This is a genomic window from Flavobacterium sp. WC2416 (assembly GCF_041200095.1).
Lineage (GTDB): Bacteria > Bacteroidota > Bacteroidia > Flavobacteriales > Flavobacteriaceae > Flavobacterium.
On sequence record NZ_CP165626.1, the window covers coordinates 1328761 to 1345305 of the forward strand.

A 16545-nucleotide genomic window follows, 5' to 3' on the forward strand; every position below is an offset into this window, starting at 1 on the left:
ACTAGGATGTTCAGGCTATTGTCGTCTTAAATAGAAAAAAGCCTCCTATTTCTAGGAAGCTTTCTTAGTAGCGGGAACTGGACTCGAACCAGTGACCTTCGGGTTATGAGCCCGACGAGCTGCCTACTGCTCTATCCCGCGATGTGCGTTTGTAATCTCAATAAAATTAACTTAGTAGCGGGAACAGGACTCGAACCTGTGACCTTCGGGTTATGAGCCCGACGAGCTGCCTACTGCTCTATCCCGCGTTGTTTCGGGTGCAAAGGTACAACGAAATTTGGTATTTGCAAGATAAATTTAAAAAAATGTTTTATTTCATCTATTGACTTGATATAACTACCTTTGCAAAATAAATACATATTAAATGTCACATAAAGCAGGTTTTGTAAATATCATTGGAAATCCAAATGTTGGTAAATCAACTTTGATGAATGCCTTTGTTGGAGAAAGGTTATCAATCATTACTTCCAAAGCACAAACAACACGTCACAGAATTTTAGGGATTGTAAACGGAGAAGATTTTCAAATGATTTTATCGGATACTCCTGGAATCATTAAGCCAGCATACGAAATGCAGGAATCGATGATGAACTTCGTAAAGTCAGCATTTGAAGATGCTGATATTTTGATTTACATGGTCGAAATAGGAGAGCAAGATTTGAAAGATGAAGCTTTTTTCAATAAAATCATCCACGCCAAAATTCCAGTACTATTATTATTGAATAAAATAGATACTTCTAATCAAGAAAAATTAGAAGAACAAGTAGCTTTCTGGGCTGAAAAAGTACCTAATGCCGAAATTTTTCCAATATCAGCATTGCAAAACTTTAATGTTCCTGAAGTTTTCCAAAGAATAATTACTCTTTTACCAGAATCACCAGCTTATTATCCAAAAGATCAATTAACGGATAAACCGGAACGTTTTTTCGTTAACGAGACTATTCGTGAAAAAATCTTATTGAATTACAGCAAAGAAATTCCTTATGCGGTAGAAATTGTAACCGAAGAGTTTTTTGAGGATGAGAACATCATTAGAATCCGTTCTTTGATTATGGTGGAGCGCGAAACTCAAAAAGGAATTGTAATAGGTCACAAAGGAGCCGCTTTAAAGAAAGTGGGGATGGATTCTCGTGCTGATTTAGAGAAGTTTTTTGGAAAACAAATACATATTGAACTATATGTGAAGGTAAATAAAAACTGGAGAAGCAATGCCAATATGTTAAAACGTTTTGGTTACAATCAATAGTTTTATTGAAGTTATATTAAAAGCCCCGATACGATCTTTAGTGATTGTATCGGGGCTTTTTTATTTTTATTACGATTCTAAAATGGTATTAAAATAATTTTCCAATTCGTTCATTTGCGGATGTCCTTTTTTCCGAATGGATTTAGCTAGATAATATAGGAAAAACCAAAAGAAAGTCATCAACGTAATGATAATCAAATCTAAAGTAATGGAATTTTTTAAAATATAGTCCGAATAAGCAATCGCACAAAAAATTAGAAATATACCTGCAATTATAAAATGGAGAAACATGAAGAAGGTCCAAAGTGTAGGGTCTGGTCCATATAATCCTCTAATATGAGTTTCGGAATCACTTTTAGGTTCTAATTCCAAATGCAAATGTGGAGTCCAATATTTTCTTTTTGCTGGGACTATGGCTAACCAAATGTGATTATCACTTGTCTTTATGGTGAAATCCTCCGATTTTATTTTAGAATAGTTTTCGAATTTTAAAAGTAGAGAAGCGCTGTTTTCTTTAATATCTTTATGAAAACGCAAACGAAGTGTAATCTCATTTTCAGTATCCATCTAATCGATTTTAAAGGGTTAAAATGTTGATTATAGCTAATATAGTAAAATAATTGATATTCACGCTTTTTACACTACCTTTGCAAAATATTTGAATTTATATTATGAACAATATTGTTGCGATAGTAGGAAGACCTAATGTAGGGAAATCAACCCTTTTTAATAGGCTGATACAAAGAAGAGAAGCTATAGTAGATTCAGTTTCGGGAGTTACCCGTGACAGAAACTATGGTAAAAGTGAATGGAATGGAAAGGAATTTTCTGTAATTGATACAGGAGGTTATGTACGTGGTTCTGATGATGTTTTTGAAGGCGAAATCCGTAAACAAGTAGAATTGGCTATCGATGAGGCTGATGTTATCATATTTGTAGTTGATGTTGAAGAAGGGATCACACCAATGGATGATGCCGTTGCGAGATTATTGCGTAAAGTGACTAAGCCTGTTTTGCTAGCTGTAAATAAGGTAGATAACGCAATGCGTGAAAAAGATGCTATTGAGTTTTACAACCTAGGATTAGGGGAATATTACACTTTTGCAAGTATTTCAGGAAGTGGAACTGGAGATTTATTAGATGCTTTAATTGAAGCATTCCCAATAAAACCAGAACCAACACAAGAGGAAATTGCATTACCTCGTTTTGCAGTTGTAGGTCGTCCAAATGCTGGAAAGTCAAGTTTTATCAATGCATTGATTGGAAAAGATCGTTATATAGTTACTGATATTGCGGGGACAACTCGTGATTCTATTGATACAAAATTTGACCGTTTTGGTTTCGAATTCAATTTAGTGGATACAGCGGGAATCCGTCGTAAAGCTAAAGTAAAGGAAGATTTAGAATTTTATTCTGTAATGCGTTCTGTTCGTGCCATTGAACATGCTGATATTTGTATTTTAATTATTGATGCTACTCGTGGATTTGAAGGTCAGGATCAAAGTATTTTTTGGTTGGCTGAAAAAAACAGAAAAGGGGTTGTGATCTTAGTAAACAAATGGGATTTAGTTGAAAAAGAAACCATGTCTACTAGAGATTATGAAGATAAAATTAGAGAAGAATTAATGCCATTTACGGATGTGCCTATTCTTTTTGTATCTGCATTAACAAAACAACGTTTATTGAAAGCATTAGAAGCTACGGTAAAAGTGTACGAAAGCAGACAACAACGTATTGCTACTTCAAAATTCAACGAATACATGTTGAAAGTGATTGAAGCATACCCGCCACCAGCAACAAAAGGGAAATATGTAAAAATTAAATATTGTATGCAATTACCAACACCAACGCCTCAGTTTGTGTTTTTTGCCAATATGCCACAATACGTAAAAGAACCGTACAAACGTTATCTTGAAAATAAAATTCGTGACAACTGGGACTTTTCAGGAGTGCCAATAGATATCTATATTAGAGAGAAATAGTTTTTATTTCTACAATGTTTTCAGAAAGTTTATTGAGTTAGTAATAACTCGATAAACTTTTTTACTTTTATAAGAAAAATGGATTCCATAAATAACAAGGTAGTTTGGATAACAGGAGCTTCAAGTGGTATAGGAAAGGCTTTGGCCTATGAGTTATCAGGCCGCAATTGTAAACTCATTCTATCGGCGCGTAATATTGAAAACTTAGAACGGGTAAAATCCAAATGTGCAAATTCAGAAGTTGCGGTTTTACCATTTGATTTGTCGGATTTTGATAATGCCAAAAAACAGGTAGCCGATGCAATTTCTTTTTTTGGAAAAATTGATATTCTTATAAATAATGGGGGAGTAAGTCAACGTTCTCTTTTGGTAGAAACAGACTTTGAAGTGGATAAAAAACTGATTGAAGTGGATTATCTTGGCACTGTAGCATTATCAAAGGCGTTATTGCCTCATTTTATTCAAAATCAAAAAGGATATTTTGTAACTATTACCAGTTTGATGGGGAAATTTGGCTCTCCATATCGTTCCGGTTATTGTGGTGCAAAACATGCTTTACACGGTTTTTTTGATGTGTTACGTATGGAGCATGAAAAAGATAATATCAATGTAACATTAATTTGCCCTGGTTTTATTCAAACTAATGTGGCTATAAATGCACTCACAGGAGATGGTACAAAACAAAATAAGGATGATATTGCAACCTTAAACGGAATGGCCGTTGATGTTTTTGCTAAAAAACTAGTTAAGGCTGTAGAGGCTAATAAATTTGAGGCTTATATTGGTGGAAAAGAAGTTTTAGGCATTTATTTAAAACGCTTTTTTCCGAAGTTGCTGCATCGTTTTGTATTAAAAAGTAAAGTACGTTAGTTTTTGATCTTTACAATAAAAAAAGGAAGAAGGCATGTAGTGAAACTTTAATGCCTTCTTCCTATAGCAGAAATAACAGCAGCTGAGCCGCATTCTTACATCAATACCTTTAATGAAACTAATGGTGTTTCTACTCATCCAAAGTGTCCATGGGATGATCTTCATACCAGTCTTTAAAGGTTTTTGTAGTGGTGTATTTATCTTTGAGAACCGTATAAACCATAAAGAGTATTAGTAAATGTCCAAAAATGAGCAAACTGATTAATACCGCTAATGGGATGTTGAATTGACATAAACCGGCAAAAATAAATACATACAAAGTGGTAAACCACACGAGTTGAATTGCAAAATTTTTCATGGCTTTGTTTTCTATTAAAGTTACGATAAACGCACTTTTTTATAAGTTAAATAACTTATAATCAATATGTTAATTTTAAATACAAAACTGTGGATTTTAACGCTACAATCTAACTCAAAAAACCTTTTACATAGTCCTTAGTCAATTTTTCTTTCGGGTTTAATAATATTTCCTCGGTAGGACCAAATTCAATAATTTCACCCATATACACAAAACCAATATAGTCAGAAACCCTGCGTGCTTGTCGAAGGATATGTGTTACCAATACAATGGTATATTTGTCCTTAAGCTGCAAAAACAATTCTTCTATATGTTGTGTAGAAATGGGATCCAATGCTGAGGTTGGCTCGTCACCCAAAATGATTTCGGGTTCAATAGCAAGTCCTCTTGCTAAACACAATCGTTGTTGTTGCCCTATGGATAAACGTGTCGCAGGTGATTTTAATCGGTCTTTGACTTCATCCCAAAGATTTACAGCCCGAAGTTGTTTTTCTACAATTTCATCTAATTCTTTTTTGTTATTATTTCCATGAATTCGTTGCCCATAAGCAATATTGTCATAGATATTCATTGGTAATGGAAAAGGTCTTTGCGAGAGTAATCCCATTTTTTTTCTAATGTGTGTAACTTCAATTTTTGGATCATAGATGTTTTCGCCATCAACTAAAACTTTTCCTTCTACACGTACATCGGTTTGTCGGTCTAGTAATCGGTTCATGGTTTTTAAAAGCGTTGTTTTTCCACATCCAGAAGGGCCAATTAATGACGTTACTTTTTTATCAGGAATATCCAGATTGATGTTTTTAAGGATGTGGTTTTCTCCAATGTGTACGTTTAAGTTTTGTATACTAATATGTGGTTGAATGATCATATTTTATTTTTTGAAAGATTTTTGCTTATTATTTTTGCTGAGATACTTATAACCAGAACTATTATAGTTAATATAACTGCTGATGCATAGGCTCTGTTTTGGACTTCTTGTATTGGACTGCTTAATTGAAAAAATATGGATAGTGGCAGTGTTGCAGCAGGTTGATCAAGTGAAGTTGGAATACTATCTGTAAAACCAGCAGTGAAAAGTACACAAGCTGCATCACCAATTGCTCTACCAAATGATAATAAAATAGCGGTTATGATTCCAGGAATAGATTGTCGCAATAAAATTTTGGCTGTTTCATAACGTGTTCCTCCAAGGGAATAAACCGCACTGCTCATTTCTTCAGGAATAACCCGTACCGCTTCATCTATGGCTCGTACAAGAATGGGGATTATTAATAAGGTTACTGTTATAATACCCGCTATTAATGAGGTTTTTAATCCCATATATACCATGATGCCAAATCCAAAGGCTCCATAAACAATCGATGGAATTCCAAATAAAATATCATAACTCAATCTCGTAATGTTAGCTAAGAGCGAGTTTTTATTTGCATAAACATTGATGTAAATTACAACAGGAATGCTGATTAATAGACCTAGAAATGTAGCGCCAATAGTGATGTATATGGACCCAATTATAGCATTCAGAATTCCTCCTCCTTTACCAATGTAAAATCCTCCTTCTGGAATTTTTGAAATCATGTCCCAACTCAAGGATCCGATACCTTTTGAAAAAATGGTATACAATATCAGGAACAAAGTACTACTGATGATGAATGTACTGAGTACCATCAAAAACTTAACTATATTTTCTTCTAATTTTCTCATCTTGATGGATTTAATTGGTTCTTTTTTCAATTCGGAATAAAATAATTCTAGACAGGGCATTAAACAAAAAGATAATGACAAATAGGAGTAATGCAGCAAACATTAGTGCCGAGTCATACATAGGAATCGACATCATTTCTCCATAATTATTAGCAATAAGTGCGGGCAAAGGATATCCTGAATCAAAAACCGTATTTGGGACTTGTGCTAAGTTTCCACAAACCATTAATACGGCGATAGTTTCTCCAAATGCTCTGGAAATGGCCAGAACTACTCCCGCTATTATCCCATCAGATGTTTTTCTAAGAAGTACTTTTTTTGTGGTTTGCCATTTTGTTGCACCCAGAGCTAATGAAGCATCTCTTAGTTCTTGCGGAACATTATCAAACACTTCTATCAGAATACTGATAATAAGCGGAAAAATCATAATGGCCAATACAATCCCTCCTGCCAGTATAGAATATCCTGTTGTGAATGTTATAAAATGAGGCGCTATCTTATCTTGTATTAATGGAACGATAACCAGCACGCCCCAAACTCCAAAAAGAACAGGTGGTATTCCTGATAATAATTCAATAAGCGGCAAAATCAATTTCCGGATTTTTATTGGAGCATATTCTGAAAGAAAGATTGCCGTAAGTATTGATAGTGGCAATGCGATACATATTGCTATTGCCGTTACCCATAGTGTTCCAATAATAAAAGGATAAAATCCGAAGGCTTCTTTGAAAGGTTTCCATTCTGATGAAAATAGTAAATTAGTCAAAGAATGTGTTTTTAATAGAGGGAAAGATTTGTAAAACAAACCCAAACCTATAAATAGTACTGTAGAAATTGATAATAGTGTCAGTACTAAAAATAGTTTGCTCAATGCACTGTCTTTCAGGAGTCGTATGTTTTTCATTTTTTACTATTTAAACTCCAATTAGTTCGATTGTAGAAGGAATTATAAGTTCTTTCCATTATTGCTAAAGGGAATATGAAACGATTTATTTATTTTACTTTCTCTAACTCTTTAGCGATTTTTTCTTTTGAAAACTTAATATATCCTGCTTCTTGAACAAATTTCTGTCCATCAGTAAGAATGTATTTTATAAATTCTTTTACGATTGGATTAGTAGGTTTATTTATAGTCACAAAATATAAATCTCTAGCGGGAGGCGATGGATATTTTCCACTAACAATAGCCGCAATTAATTGATCGATATCATCATAAAAATTCTCATCTGGATCTAATTTTCCATTGTTATTCAAATCTATTGGTACTGGAACAACTCCATTTGTTGGTTTATTTGTTTTGGTATCATAGATATACACGATATTATTGAACCCTAATCCAGAAGGATCTCTTTTTACTGCCTGTGCTAAACCTGGATCACCAAAGACAGCCACACCTTGTAAATCTTCCTGTTTTTTATTGAAATATTTAGCCCAAGTTTCAGCAGCTCCTGATGCATCAGATCTAGTATAAACATGTATTGGAGCTTCGCTTTTAAAACCTAAGTTATTCCATGTTTTGTATTTTCCAGTAATAAAGATGTGGTTAAATGCCTCTTTTTTAACTCCTTTTTCATACAGTACTTTTTTGTATGGACTCGTAGCACTTATTGTAGGTATCACAGCATCTTTAGTTACAGCAATGGCAAAAGCTCCTTTTTTAAACTCTGCCGCATTTAGATCACGAGATACTAAACCAATATCTGTTACTTTAGAAAGTACATCAGTTATTCCTTTTCCAGCTCCTCCTGCTTGAATGTCAATTTTTACATTTGGATTGATTTTTTTGAATTCTTCTGCCCATTTTACTGTAATGGGATACAAAGCAAATGCTCCAGAGATACTGATATTTCCTTTTAAATCTTGTGCCGCTACTTTTGAAGCGGTCGCATTTGCCAATACTAAAATTATTACGGCTATTAATGTGATTTTATTTGTTTTCATTTTATTTATTTTAGGGATTTTATTAATTAGAATTTTAATTGTAGTTGTGCGATGACTTCATCTTTGTTGATTGAATATCCTTGTTCACTTTTGTGCTTGTAGTTGACTTGAAATTTCACAAATGAATTTGGATATAAATTGGCACCAAGTGTATAGAATGAAGTTATGTCGTTTTTAGGATTGTTTTTTGTAGGGTCAAACGTGTCGTATTTTGCTACAAATTGTAGTTTTTTAGGTAGTGCAAAATAGCCTAGCTGCGCATACCAGCCGTCCTTAAGTAGATCTCTATTTACTCCATTTACAATATAAGTGCCTTGTTGTGCTTGTAAATATTCGGCTCTAAATGAAAAGTCATTATAATTTACTGCGACATCAGCTCCAGTACGTACTTGGTCTTGGTTTCTAGCTGGCGTAGTCCATGAGTCATGACCGTTTGAATATGAGATACCAAAATCCAAAAAGGAATAAGGATGACCTACAATTCTAGCTGCAATGTCTTTGGATTCGTTTTTATCGGCAGTGATATTGATTCCTTGTCCATCAAAATAAGCTACATAATAATCTAGTAAAAAACGATTTGAAGCTGTTTTGAATAAACTACCACTCGCTTGTATTCCTATATCGCGGCCATTTTGATCTCCTATTGCATCTTTATTTCGTCCTGTTAAGCCACTTATTTGAGCGCGGTCAATGGTTTCTAATAAATTGTCCGAAGTGGTACTATCTAATGAATTGGGAATTAAAAATTGTCCTCCTGTTATTTTTAAGAACTCAAATGGTTTGTAGACAAAATAGGCATCTATTATTTTGGTGCTGATTGCAAATTCAGTTTGCAGTCGGTATTCCCATTCTGGCGAAAAATTGCCTTTTAGATCAAAACGAGCTCTTCTTATGTCAAAGCCGTCTGGCTTTCCTGGCTCTTGTAAAGATTGATAGCGAACCTGGGTGTAACCACCAATAGTAATATTGCGGCTGGAAAGAACATTAAATAGTTTTTGTTTTTCTTTTACTTCTTGTTGTTTGAAAGCATATTCAGCACGAAGCGAATCAGCATCAGTTTGTTTTACAATGCCTTTTTGAATTAGTAAATTGATTAAGTCATCTGATGATTGTGCCGAAACTATTTCGACTGAAAAAAAAGTGATGATCAGTAGGAGTATGTATTTTGTTTTCATTTTTATTTTTAAATCTATATTGGATACTTTTTTATTTTCTTTTTTTTATTTCTAATGAAACAGTGCTTAGTATGCCCGAAGGCACATATAACAAAAAGAATCCATTGCTCTAAATTTTAAAAATGCTATAGTATTTAAAATTTCAGTTTTTGATTGAATTGGTCTCATAATGTAATTAATTATATAGGATTAGTCGAGTTTAAAAAACGCACTATTTTTAAAATTACTTTAACTAGTTAGTGTTATATAATTTTCAACAAATATATAATTAATTCTATGTAATTAGTAGAGTTTAAAATAAAATTTTTATTTTTTTACTAATGAAGCAATTGTGATTTCTTCCATTGCCTTTAAAGTTTCATCTCTAACAGTGATTAATCCGCTTCGCAACAGGCAGTTGTGTTCGCTGGTGCAATCAGCACATCGCTCATAAAAATTTAAAGAAGCGCAAGGTAAAAGGGCAATAGCGCCATCAAATAACCGATAAATATCGGCTAAAGTGATGTCGTTTTTAGATTTTAAAAGATAATAACCTCCAAATTTGCCCTGTTTACTACCCACATAATGTCCTCGTTTTAGATCCAATAAGATTTGTTCCAAAAACTTTTTTGGAATATTGGCCTCTTCTGCAATTTCAATTGTTCTTGAAATATGATTTTCATCTTGCTGAGCTAAAAAGAGTAGTGCTTTTAGTGCGTATTTGGCTTTGTGTGAAAGCATTTACTAGTATGGATTTAAAATTATTGTATGCATTTTTGCAAGGGTATTATTTTATAGTACCGTTGATCGTTTTATAAAAAGGTTCTAATAAATAATTACCAGCCTCCACTAGAGCCTCCACCAGAGAATCCTCCTCCACCAAATCCACCACCGAAGCCACCGCCTCCGCCGCCAAATCCACCTCCTGATGAACCGCCACCGAAACCACCGCCTCCGCCACGTCCAAGACTGCTTAAGATAATGACATCTAGTAAACTAGGGCCACGACCACCGCGATTTCCAGAGTTTCCGCCACCGCCACCTTTATTTTTAGAAATAAGAACAAGGATGATGATGATAATAACAATAAATGGTAAAATTGGAAAGTCTTTTTGCTGCGTTTGTTTTCTTTCTCCTTTGTACTTCCCTTTGAAAACATCAAAAAGAGCATCAGTTCCTTTGTCTAAACCATTGTAATAACTTCCGGCTTTGAATTCAGGTGTAATTATATTTCGAATTATTTCTCCTCCAATTCCCGCTGTTAATCGATCTTCCAATCCGTAACCGGGGTTGATTGCAATTTTTCTTTCGGCTTTAGCCACCAAAATAATAACTCCATTATCGTCTTTTGCAGTTCCTCCAATTCCCCAAGTTTGAGCCCATTTAGTTGCTAGTTGACTTACATCTTCGTTTTGTAAACTTTCAATAGTAATAACAACGATTTGCGTAGTTGTGGTATCTGAATAATGGATTAATTTTTCTTCAAGTTGTGCTTTTTCTGACGCACTTAAAAGATTAGCATAATCATAAACAGAGGTTTGTTCACTAGGGACTTTGGGTATTGTATATTGTGCAAAACCTATTTGAGTAATAAAAAAACAAATAAGTAGTTTGAAAAAAAGTAGGGTATTCGATTTAGATATAATCATATTATCCTTTAGATATTTCGTTTGATAATTCATTCGTATCATCTTCGGACCATGGAAAATGTTTTTTTAATTCTTCACCCGCTTTTAAAATACCATCAATCAAACCTTGTTTGAAATTGCCATTTTTAAAGTGAGTAACCATTATGTCTTTGGTACTATCCCAGAAATCATTAGCTACAATTTCATTAATTCCTTGGTCACCACAAATCACAAAGGTTTTGTCTTTTACAGCTAGGTAGATTAAAACTCCATTTTTCAGTTGGGTTTCATCCATTTTTAATTCATTAAAAACTTCTAAAGCACGATCAAAAGGATCTAATTCTGTCGTTTTTTCAAGATGTACTCTTATTTCGCCAGAGGTGTATTTTTCGGCCACGCGAATCGCTTCTACAATTTCTTGTTCTTCTTCTTGTGTTAAAAAATCTTCTACTTTTGACATGGAAATTATTTTTTAATGAAGAGTAACGATTTCTGATTGGAGAAGTTTTTATTCTGCTATCAAAAATCGGTACTCAAAAATTTAAATTCGGTTTTTAGAATTTTACTTCTACGGGTTTATCAGCACCTTCAACAGCGTTAAAGTATGCTTTTTCTTTGAATCCAAACATTCCAGCAAAAAGGCTGTTTGGGAACGTTTTGATGTGTGTGTTGTATGGTTTTACTGCTTCGTTAAAACGAGTTCTAGCCGTTAAGATTTGATTTTCAGTACTCGCCAATTCATCTTGTAATTTCAAGAAGTTTTGATTCGCTTTTAAATCAGGGTATTGCTCTACCGTTACCAATAAACGAGATAATGAACTACTAACACCACTTTGTGCTTTGTTGAATTCAGCTAATTGTTCTGGAGTAATGTTTGCTGGGTCCACTGTAACTTGAGTTGCTTTTGCTCTAGCTTCAATTACTGCAGTCAAAGTGCTTTTTTCAAAATCAGCTGCTCCTTTTACAGTATTAACTAAATTTCCAATCAAGTCATTACGTCTTTGATAAGCCGTTTGTACGTCTCCCCATGATTGTTCTACTGTTTGGTTTAAGGTTACAGCAGTATTGTTTATTCCTTTAACCCAGCTGTATATTCCTAAAATAAGTACAGCTCCAATAATCCAAGGCAAAAATCTTTTCATGTTTATTTAATTTTAAAGTTGGTTTTTAATATTTGTTAATTGTGTTCGTATCGTTTCTAATTTTCTAATAATTTCAAACTTATCTAAGGTTTTCTTTTGTCCTTCTTTCAAATGCGTTTTTGCTCCTTCCAGTGTAAAACCTCTTTCTTTTACTAAATGATAAATGAGCTGTAAATTGGTCACATCCTCTGGAGTAAACATTCGATTTCCTTTGGCATTTTTCTTAGGCTTTAGAATATCAAATTCACTATCCCAAAAACGAATTAAGGATGCATTAACATTAAAAGCTTTGGAGATTTCCCCAATGCTGTAATATCTTTTATCTTTTGAAAGTTCTATATGCATTTTCTTGTTTAAAAGTTTAATGTTATAATTTTAAAGCCAAACGCTCCATTTTATAACGTCTATATTATAAATTAATCCAGTGACTGGTTCTCTTGGTTGGCTAATTTTGATATGGCTACATATTCCACTGCCGATATATTTCCGTAATAGAAATTAAGTGGGTTCACTACTTTTCCATCTTTATGTACTTCGTAATGGCAATGTGGTGCTTCAGATCGCCCTGTGCTTCCTACATACCCTATAATATCTCCACGCTTCACTCTTTGTCCCGCTTTGCAGTTGTATTTGCTTAAATGCGCATACAACGTTTCGTATCCATAACCATGCCTAATGACCACATGATTACCAAAACCTGAAGCATTACTATTGGCTTCAGCTATAACACCATCTCCAGTGGCGTAGATTGGAGAGCCTGTTTTGGCTGTAAAGTCCATTCCCTCATGCATTTTACGCGCTTTGGTAAATGGATCTGTTCGATATCCAAAACCAGAAGCCATACGTTTCAAGTTTTCATTTCGGACTGGCTGAATGGCAGGAATAGATGACAATAGCTTGTTTTTTTCTTTGGCTAATTTTAAAATATAGTCCAAAGATTTAGATTGAATTGCCAATTCTTTACTCAAAACATCTATTCTTTTTGTGGTATTTAAAACCAGTTGTGTATTGTTATATCCTTCAAGTGCTACATACCGGTTTACATCTCCAAAACCTGATTTTCTTTCCTCTTCGGGAATCGGAGCAGTATTAAAGTACGTGCGGTATAAATTGTTATCTCGATCTTCAATAGCTACAATGACATCATCCACCTCGTCCATTTTTTTATTTAAAACAGCATAATTCAGTTTTAAATTTTCAATTTCACGCAATAACAATCGATCCTTTGGAGTGTCGAAATAAGGGGTGTTCAATAAAACGACAAAACTTAAAACGCCAAACAATGCAGAAGCCACTAAAAACAAGATGGCAAAACCGAATTTCCATCTTTTTTTTGTTTTTATTTTTCGATATGCTAGATTTTCGGAATCGTAATAATATTTTACTTTCGCCATGTTTTAAAATACCCTATTTTTGCACATTGTAAAATGTTAGTCGAACAAATTTAATAAATGTTTCATTTGTTCAACCCTTTTTTCAGGAATAAATAAAATAATGTGCCTATTCCAGCTATTCGTTTCAAGTTCTCGTCTTGAAATCTTTTTTTCTACTGCGCTGGCAGGAGCTTCCTGCGGTCGCTCTACCACCACAAGAAAAAATAAATTTCAAAACCTCGAAGCTTTTCACTACTATCTGGGGCAAGAAAAAAAATAATAAAAAGAGATAGTTTCTGGTCTAATCAACTTTAAACCTTAAACTTTAAACTAAAATAAATAATGAAATCACAAGACGTACGTAAACAATTTCTAGATTTTTTTCAAAGCAAAGGGCATTTAATCGTTCCTTCTGCACCAATTGTTCTTAAAGATGATCCTACTTTGATGTTCAACAACTCAGGGATGGCTCAGTTCAAAGAGTATTTTTTAGGAAATGCCACACCCAAAAGCAATAGAATTGCCGATACGCAAAAATGTCTTCGTGTTTCAGGAAAACACAATGATTTAGAGGATGTAGGTTTTGATACTTACCACCATACTATGTTTGAAATGTTAGGAAACTGGTCTTTTGGCGATTATTTCAAAAAAGAGGCTTTGCCTTTCGCTTGGGAATTTTTGACTGAAGTTTTAAAATTAGACAAAGACCGTTTATACGTTTCTGTTTTTCAAGGGAACGAAGCTGAAAATGTCCCTTTTGATCAGGAAGCATTTGATATTTGGAAACAGTTTGTGCCAGAAGACCGCATCATTCTAGGGAATAAAAAAGACAATTTTTGGGAAATGGGAGATCAAGGACCTTGCGGACCATGTTCTGAAATTCATATCGATTTACGTTCGGATGAAGAAAGAGCTGCTGTTTCAGGTAGAAGTTTAGTAAATGCAGATCATCCTCAAGTAGTAGAGATTTGGAACAATGTATTTATGGAATTCAACCGCAAAGCGGATGGTTCTCTTGAAAAATTGCCTTCCCAACATGTGGATACCGGTATGGGATTTGAGCGTTTGTGTATGGCGATGCAAAACACAACTTCAAATTATGATACGGATGTATTTACGCCACTTATTGAGAAAGTGGAACAGATTACAGGATTAAAATATACTTCAAACGAAGTTAAAGACATAAGCGAGGAACAAAACAAAACGAATATAGCAATTCGCGTTATTGTGGATCACGTTCGTGCGGTTGCTTTTGCCATTGCTGATGGTCAGTTGCCTTCAAACACTGGTGCGGGTTATGTAATTCGTCGTATTTTGCGTCGTGCGATCCGTTACGGATTTACTTTTTTGAATACTAAAGAACCTTTTATATTTGAATTGGTTGCTGTTTTGGCCAATCAAATGGGTGAATTTTTCCCAGAAATCAAATCGCAACAAAACTTGGTAACGAATGTAATTAGAGAAGAGGAAGCTTCTTTCTTAAGAACATTAGACCAAGGATTGCAATTGCTTGAAAATGTTATTACTGAAACAAAAGGAAAAGAAGTTTCAGGTGCTAAAGCATTCGAATTGTATGATACTTTTGGTTTTCCAAAGGATTTAACGGCTTTGATTTTAAGAGAAAGAGGATTAGAGTTGGACGAAGCGGGTTTTGATATTGCAATGCAAGAACAAAAAGCGCGTTCTCGAGCAGCATCGGAAGTTTCAACAGAAGACTGGTCTGTTTTAATACCTGGAAATGTAGAAACATTTGTAGGCTACGACGACACAGAAGCAGACGTGAAAATCACCCGTATCCGAAAAGTCGATTCTAAAAAAGATGGCGTTTTATACCAAATTGTATTAGATAATAGTCCGTTTTATCCAGAAGGAGGAGGACAAGTAGGAGACAAAGGAACATTGGTTTCAGCAAATGAGACCATTCAAATTATAGATACTAAAAAAGAAAACAACCTTATTTTACTTTTTGCTAAGCAATTGCCAGAAAATGTAAATGCTAGTTTTGTTGCTAAAGTAAATACTAATTTAAGAACAGCAAGTGCCAAGAATCACTCGGCTACCCATTTAATGCACTTGGCATTGCGTACTGTTTTAGGTACACACGTAGAGCAAAAAGGATCATTGGTAAATCCGAACTATTTGCGTTTTGACTTTTCACATTTTGCAAAAGTAACGGATGAAGAATTGCAGCAGGTAGAGGATTTTGTAAATGCTAGAATTCAAGAACAATTGCCATTGATTGAACTTAGGAATATTCCTTTTGCACAAGCGGTAGAAGAAGGAGCGATGGCACTTTTTGGAGAAAAATATGGAGATCATGTACGTGCTATAAAATTTGGTGACAGTATGGAATTATGCGGAGGAATCCATGTGAAAAACACGGCGGAAATCTGGCATTTTAAAATCACAAGTGAAGGAGCAGTTGCGGCAGGAATTCGCCGTATTGAAGCAATAACTAGCGATGCTGTAAAAGCTTTTTTTGCATCTCAGGAAAACATGTTGAGCGAAATTAAAGTAGCTTTAAAAAACCCACAAGATTCGCTGAAAGCAGTAGTTTCTCTTCAAGAGGATAATGCCAAATTGAAAAAACAATTGGAAACCTTATTGAAAGAGAAGGCTAAAAATATGAAAGGGGATTTGGCTAAAGAGTTGCAAGAAATCAATGGTATTCAATTTTTAGCAAAACAAGTGGATTTAAATCCAGAGGGTGCTAAAGATTTGGCATATGAATTAGGAAATCTAGGAAGCAATATGTTCCTAGTTTTGGCTACAGCCGAAGAAGGAAAACCAATGTTAAGTTGTTATATTTCTAAAGAATTAGTAGCTGAAAAGGGTTTAAATGCAGGACTAGTCGTTCGTGAATTAGGGAAGTATATTCAAGGTGGAGGTGGAGGTCAACCCTTCTTTGCCACTGCAGGAGGTAAAAAATCAGAAGGAATTCAAGAAGCTTTAGATAAAGCAGTTGAGTTTGTGAAGTAAAATAGTTTTAATCATTATATAAAATAACCCTTTTAGAGCATGCGCTTTAAAAGGGTTTATTATTTGTAGAATCTATTGTAAAATGAACCTCATAGGTTGTATTTGTTAGTTTTTTAAAATAGTAGTTTAACCGAAATATAAGGATTGTAGCGATGAATTTTGTAG

17 protein-coding genes and 2 tRNA genes are annotated in these 16545 nt (G+C 34.3%); 4 read left to right on the forward strand and 15 right to left on the reverse strand.

All coding sequences use genetic code 11. The features are described from left to right. Positions 1 to 68: 68 nt before the first annotated feature. Positions 69 to 141: transfer RNA gene (locus AB3G39_RS05545), tRNA-Met, on the reverse strand. Between the two features lie 34 nt (positions 142 to 175). Continuing rightward, positions 176 to 248: transfer RNA gene (locus AB3G39_RS05550), tRNA-Met, on the reverse strand. A gap of 116 nt (positions 249 to 364) precedes the next feature. Between AB3G39_RS05550 and era the strand changes: the two genes are divergently transcribed. Beyond that, positions 365 to 1246, forward strand: a complete 882-nt coding sequence (gene era, locus AB3G39_RS05555; protein WP_367771859.1) for a GTPase Era — start codon at positions 365 to 367, stop codon at positions 1244 to 1246. A gap of 69 nt (positions 1247 to 1315) precedes the next feature. Here era and AB3G39_RS05560 read toward each other — a convergent pair whose 3' ends face one another. Then, a complete protein-coding gene (locus tag AB3G39_RS05560) occupies positions 1316 to 1813 on the reverse strand; it encodes a hypothetical protein (protein ID WP_369752489.1) in 498 nt (165 codons plus the stop codon). A gap of 104 nt (positions 1814 to 1917) precedes the next feature. On the opposite strand from AB3G39_RS05560, the gene der reads away from it, so the two are divergent. Next, the gene (gene der, locus AB3G39_RS05565; protein ID WP_367754970.1) at positions 1918 to 3228 is read left to right on the forward strand and encodes a ribosome biogenesis GTPase Der; all 1311 of its coding nucleotides are present in this window, start codon (positions 1918 to 1920) and stop codon (positions 3226 to 3228) included. A gap of 78 nt (positions 3229 to 3306) precedes the next feature. Beyond that, the gene (locus AB3G39_RS05570) at positions 3307 to 4098 is read left to right on the forward strand and encodes an SDR family oxidoreductase (RefSeq protein ID WP_369766199.1); all 792 of its coding nucleotides are present in this window, start codon (positions 3307 to 3309) and stop codon (positions 4096 to 4098) included. 130 nt (positions 4099 to 4228) lie between these two features. Here AB3G39_RS05570 and AB3G39_RS05575 read toward each other — a convergent pair whose 3' ends face one another. The 12 genes from AB3G39_RS05575 to AB3G39_RS05630 all read right to left on the reverse strand — a co-directional run bounded on the left by AB3G39_RS05575 (position 4229) and on the right by AB3G39_RS05630 (position 13422). Next, on the reverse strand, positions 4229 to 4456 hold the full coding sequence (locus AB3G39_RS05575; RefSeq protein ID WP_367771854.1) for a hypothetical protein: 228 nt from the start codon (positions 4454 to 4456) through the stop codon (positions 4229 to 4231). A 109-nt stretch (positions 4457 to 4565) separates the two neighbouring features. Then, positions 4566 to 5327 carry a phosphate ABC transporter ATP-binding protein PstB gene (pstB, locus tag AB3G39_RS05580; RefSeq protein ID WP_367771853.1) on the reverse strand — a complete coding sequence of 254 codons (762 nt, stop codon included), beginning with the start codon at positions 5325 to 5327 and terminating at the stop codon, positions 4566 to 4568. Continuing rightward, a complete protein-coding gene (gene pstA, locus AB3G39_RS05585) occupies positions 5324 to 6163 on the reverse strand; it encodes a phosphate ABC transporter permease PstA (RefSeq protein WP_369766200.1) in 840 nt (279 codons plus the stop codon). Before pstA ends, pstB begins: the two co-directional genes overlap by 4 nt. A 10-nt stretch (positions 6164 to 6173) precedes the next feature. Next, positions 6174 to 7067 (reverse strand): phosphate ABC transporter permease subunit PstC, encoded by an 894-nt coding sequence (gene pstC / locus AB3G39_RS05590; protein WP_367771851.1) that lies wholly within the window; start codon positions 7065 to 7067, stop codon positions 6174 to 6176. Positions 7068 to 7156: 89 nt separating this feature from the next. Further along, positions 7157 to 8104 carry a PstS family phosphate ABC transporter substrate-binding protein gene (locus AB3G39_RS05595; RefSeq protein ID WP_369766201.1) on the reverse strand — a complete coding sequence of 316 codons (948 nt, stop codon included), beginning with the start codon at positions 8102 to 8104 and terminating at the stop codon, positions 7157 to 7159. 26 nt (positions 8105 to 8130) lie between these two features. Further along, positions 8131 to 9279, reverse strand: coding sequence for a porin (locus AB3G39_RS05600; RefSeq protein WP_369769734.1), 1149 nt, complete (start codon positions 9277 to 9279; stop codon positions 8131 to 8133). 306 nt (positions 9280 to 9585) lie between these two features. Beyond that, positions 9586 to 9999: an Rrf2 family transcriptional regulator gene (locus AB3G39_RS05605; protein ID WP_367771845.1), complete on the reverse strand. Its 414-nt coding sequence runs from the start codon at positions 9997 to 9999 to the stop codon at positions 9586 to 9588. Positions 10000 to 10094: 95 nt separating this feature from the next. Further along, positions 10095 to 10907: a YgcG family protein gene (locus tag AB3G39_RS05610; RefSeq protein ID WP_369766203.1), complete on the reverse strand. Its 813-nt coding sequence runs from the start codon at positions 10905 to 10907 to the stop codon at positions 10095 to 10097. 1 nt (position 10908) lies between these two features. Next, on the reverse strand, positions 10909 to 11346 hold the full coding sequence (locus AB3G39_RS05615) for a TPM domain-containing protein (RefSeq protein ID WP_369769735.1): 438 nt from the start codon (positions 11344 to 11346) through the stop codon (positions 10909 to 10911). A 94-nt stretch (positions 11347 to 11440) separates the two neighbouring features. Continuing rightward, positions 11441 to 12028 carry a LemA family protein gene (locus tag AB3G39_RS05620; protein WP_369766205.1) on the reverse strand — a complete coding sequence of 196 codons (588 nt, stop codon included), beginning with the start codon at positions 12026 to 12028 and terminating at the stop codon, positions 11441 to 11443. Between the two features lie 12 nt (positions 12029 to 12040). Then, positions 12041 to 12373: a MerR family transcriptional regulator gene (locus AB3G39_RS05625; RefSeq protein WP_367754945.1), complete on the reverse strand. Its 333-nt coding sequence runs from the start codon at positions 12371 to 12373 to the stop codon at positions 12041 to 12043. A gap of 71 nt (positions 12374 to 12444) precedes the next feature. Next, complete coding sequence (locus AB3G39_RS05630) at positions 12445 to 13422, reverse strand: M23 family metallopeptidase (protein ID WP_367754943.1); 978 nt, start codon at positions 13420 to 13422, stop codon at positions 12445 to 12447. A 321-nt stretch (positions 13423 to 13743) separates the two neighbouring features. Here AB3G39_RS05630 and alaS point away from each other — a divergent pair, with 321 nt between their 5' ends. Continuing rightward, complete coding sequence (gene alaS / locus AB3G39_RS05635) at positions 13744 to 16380, forward strand: alanine--tRNA ligase (RefSeq protein WP_369766206.1); 2637 nt, start codon at positions 13744 to 13746, stop codon at positions 16378 to 16380. Positions 16381 to 16545 lie beyond the last annotated feature (165 nt).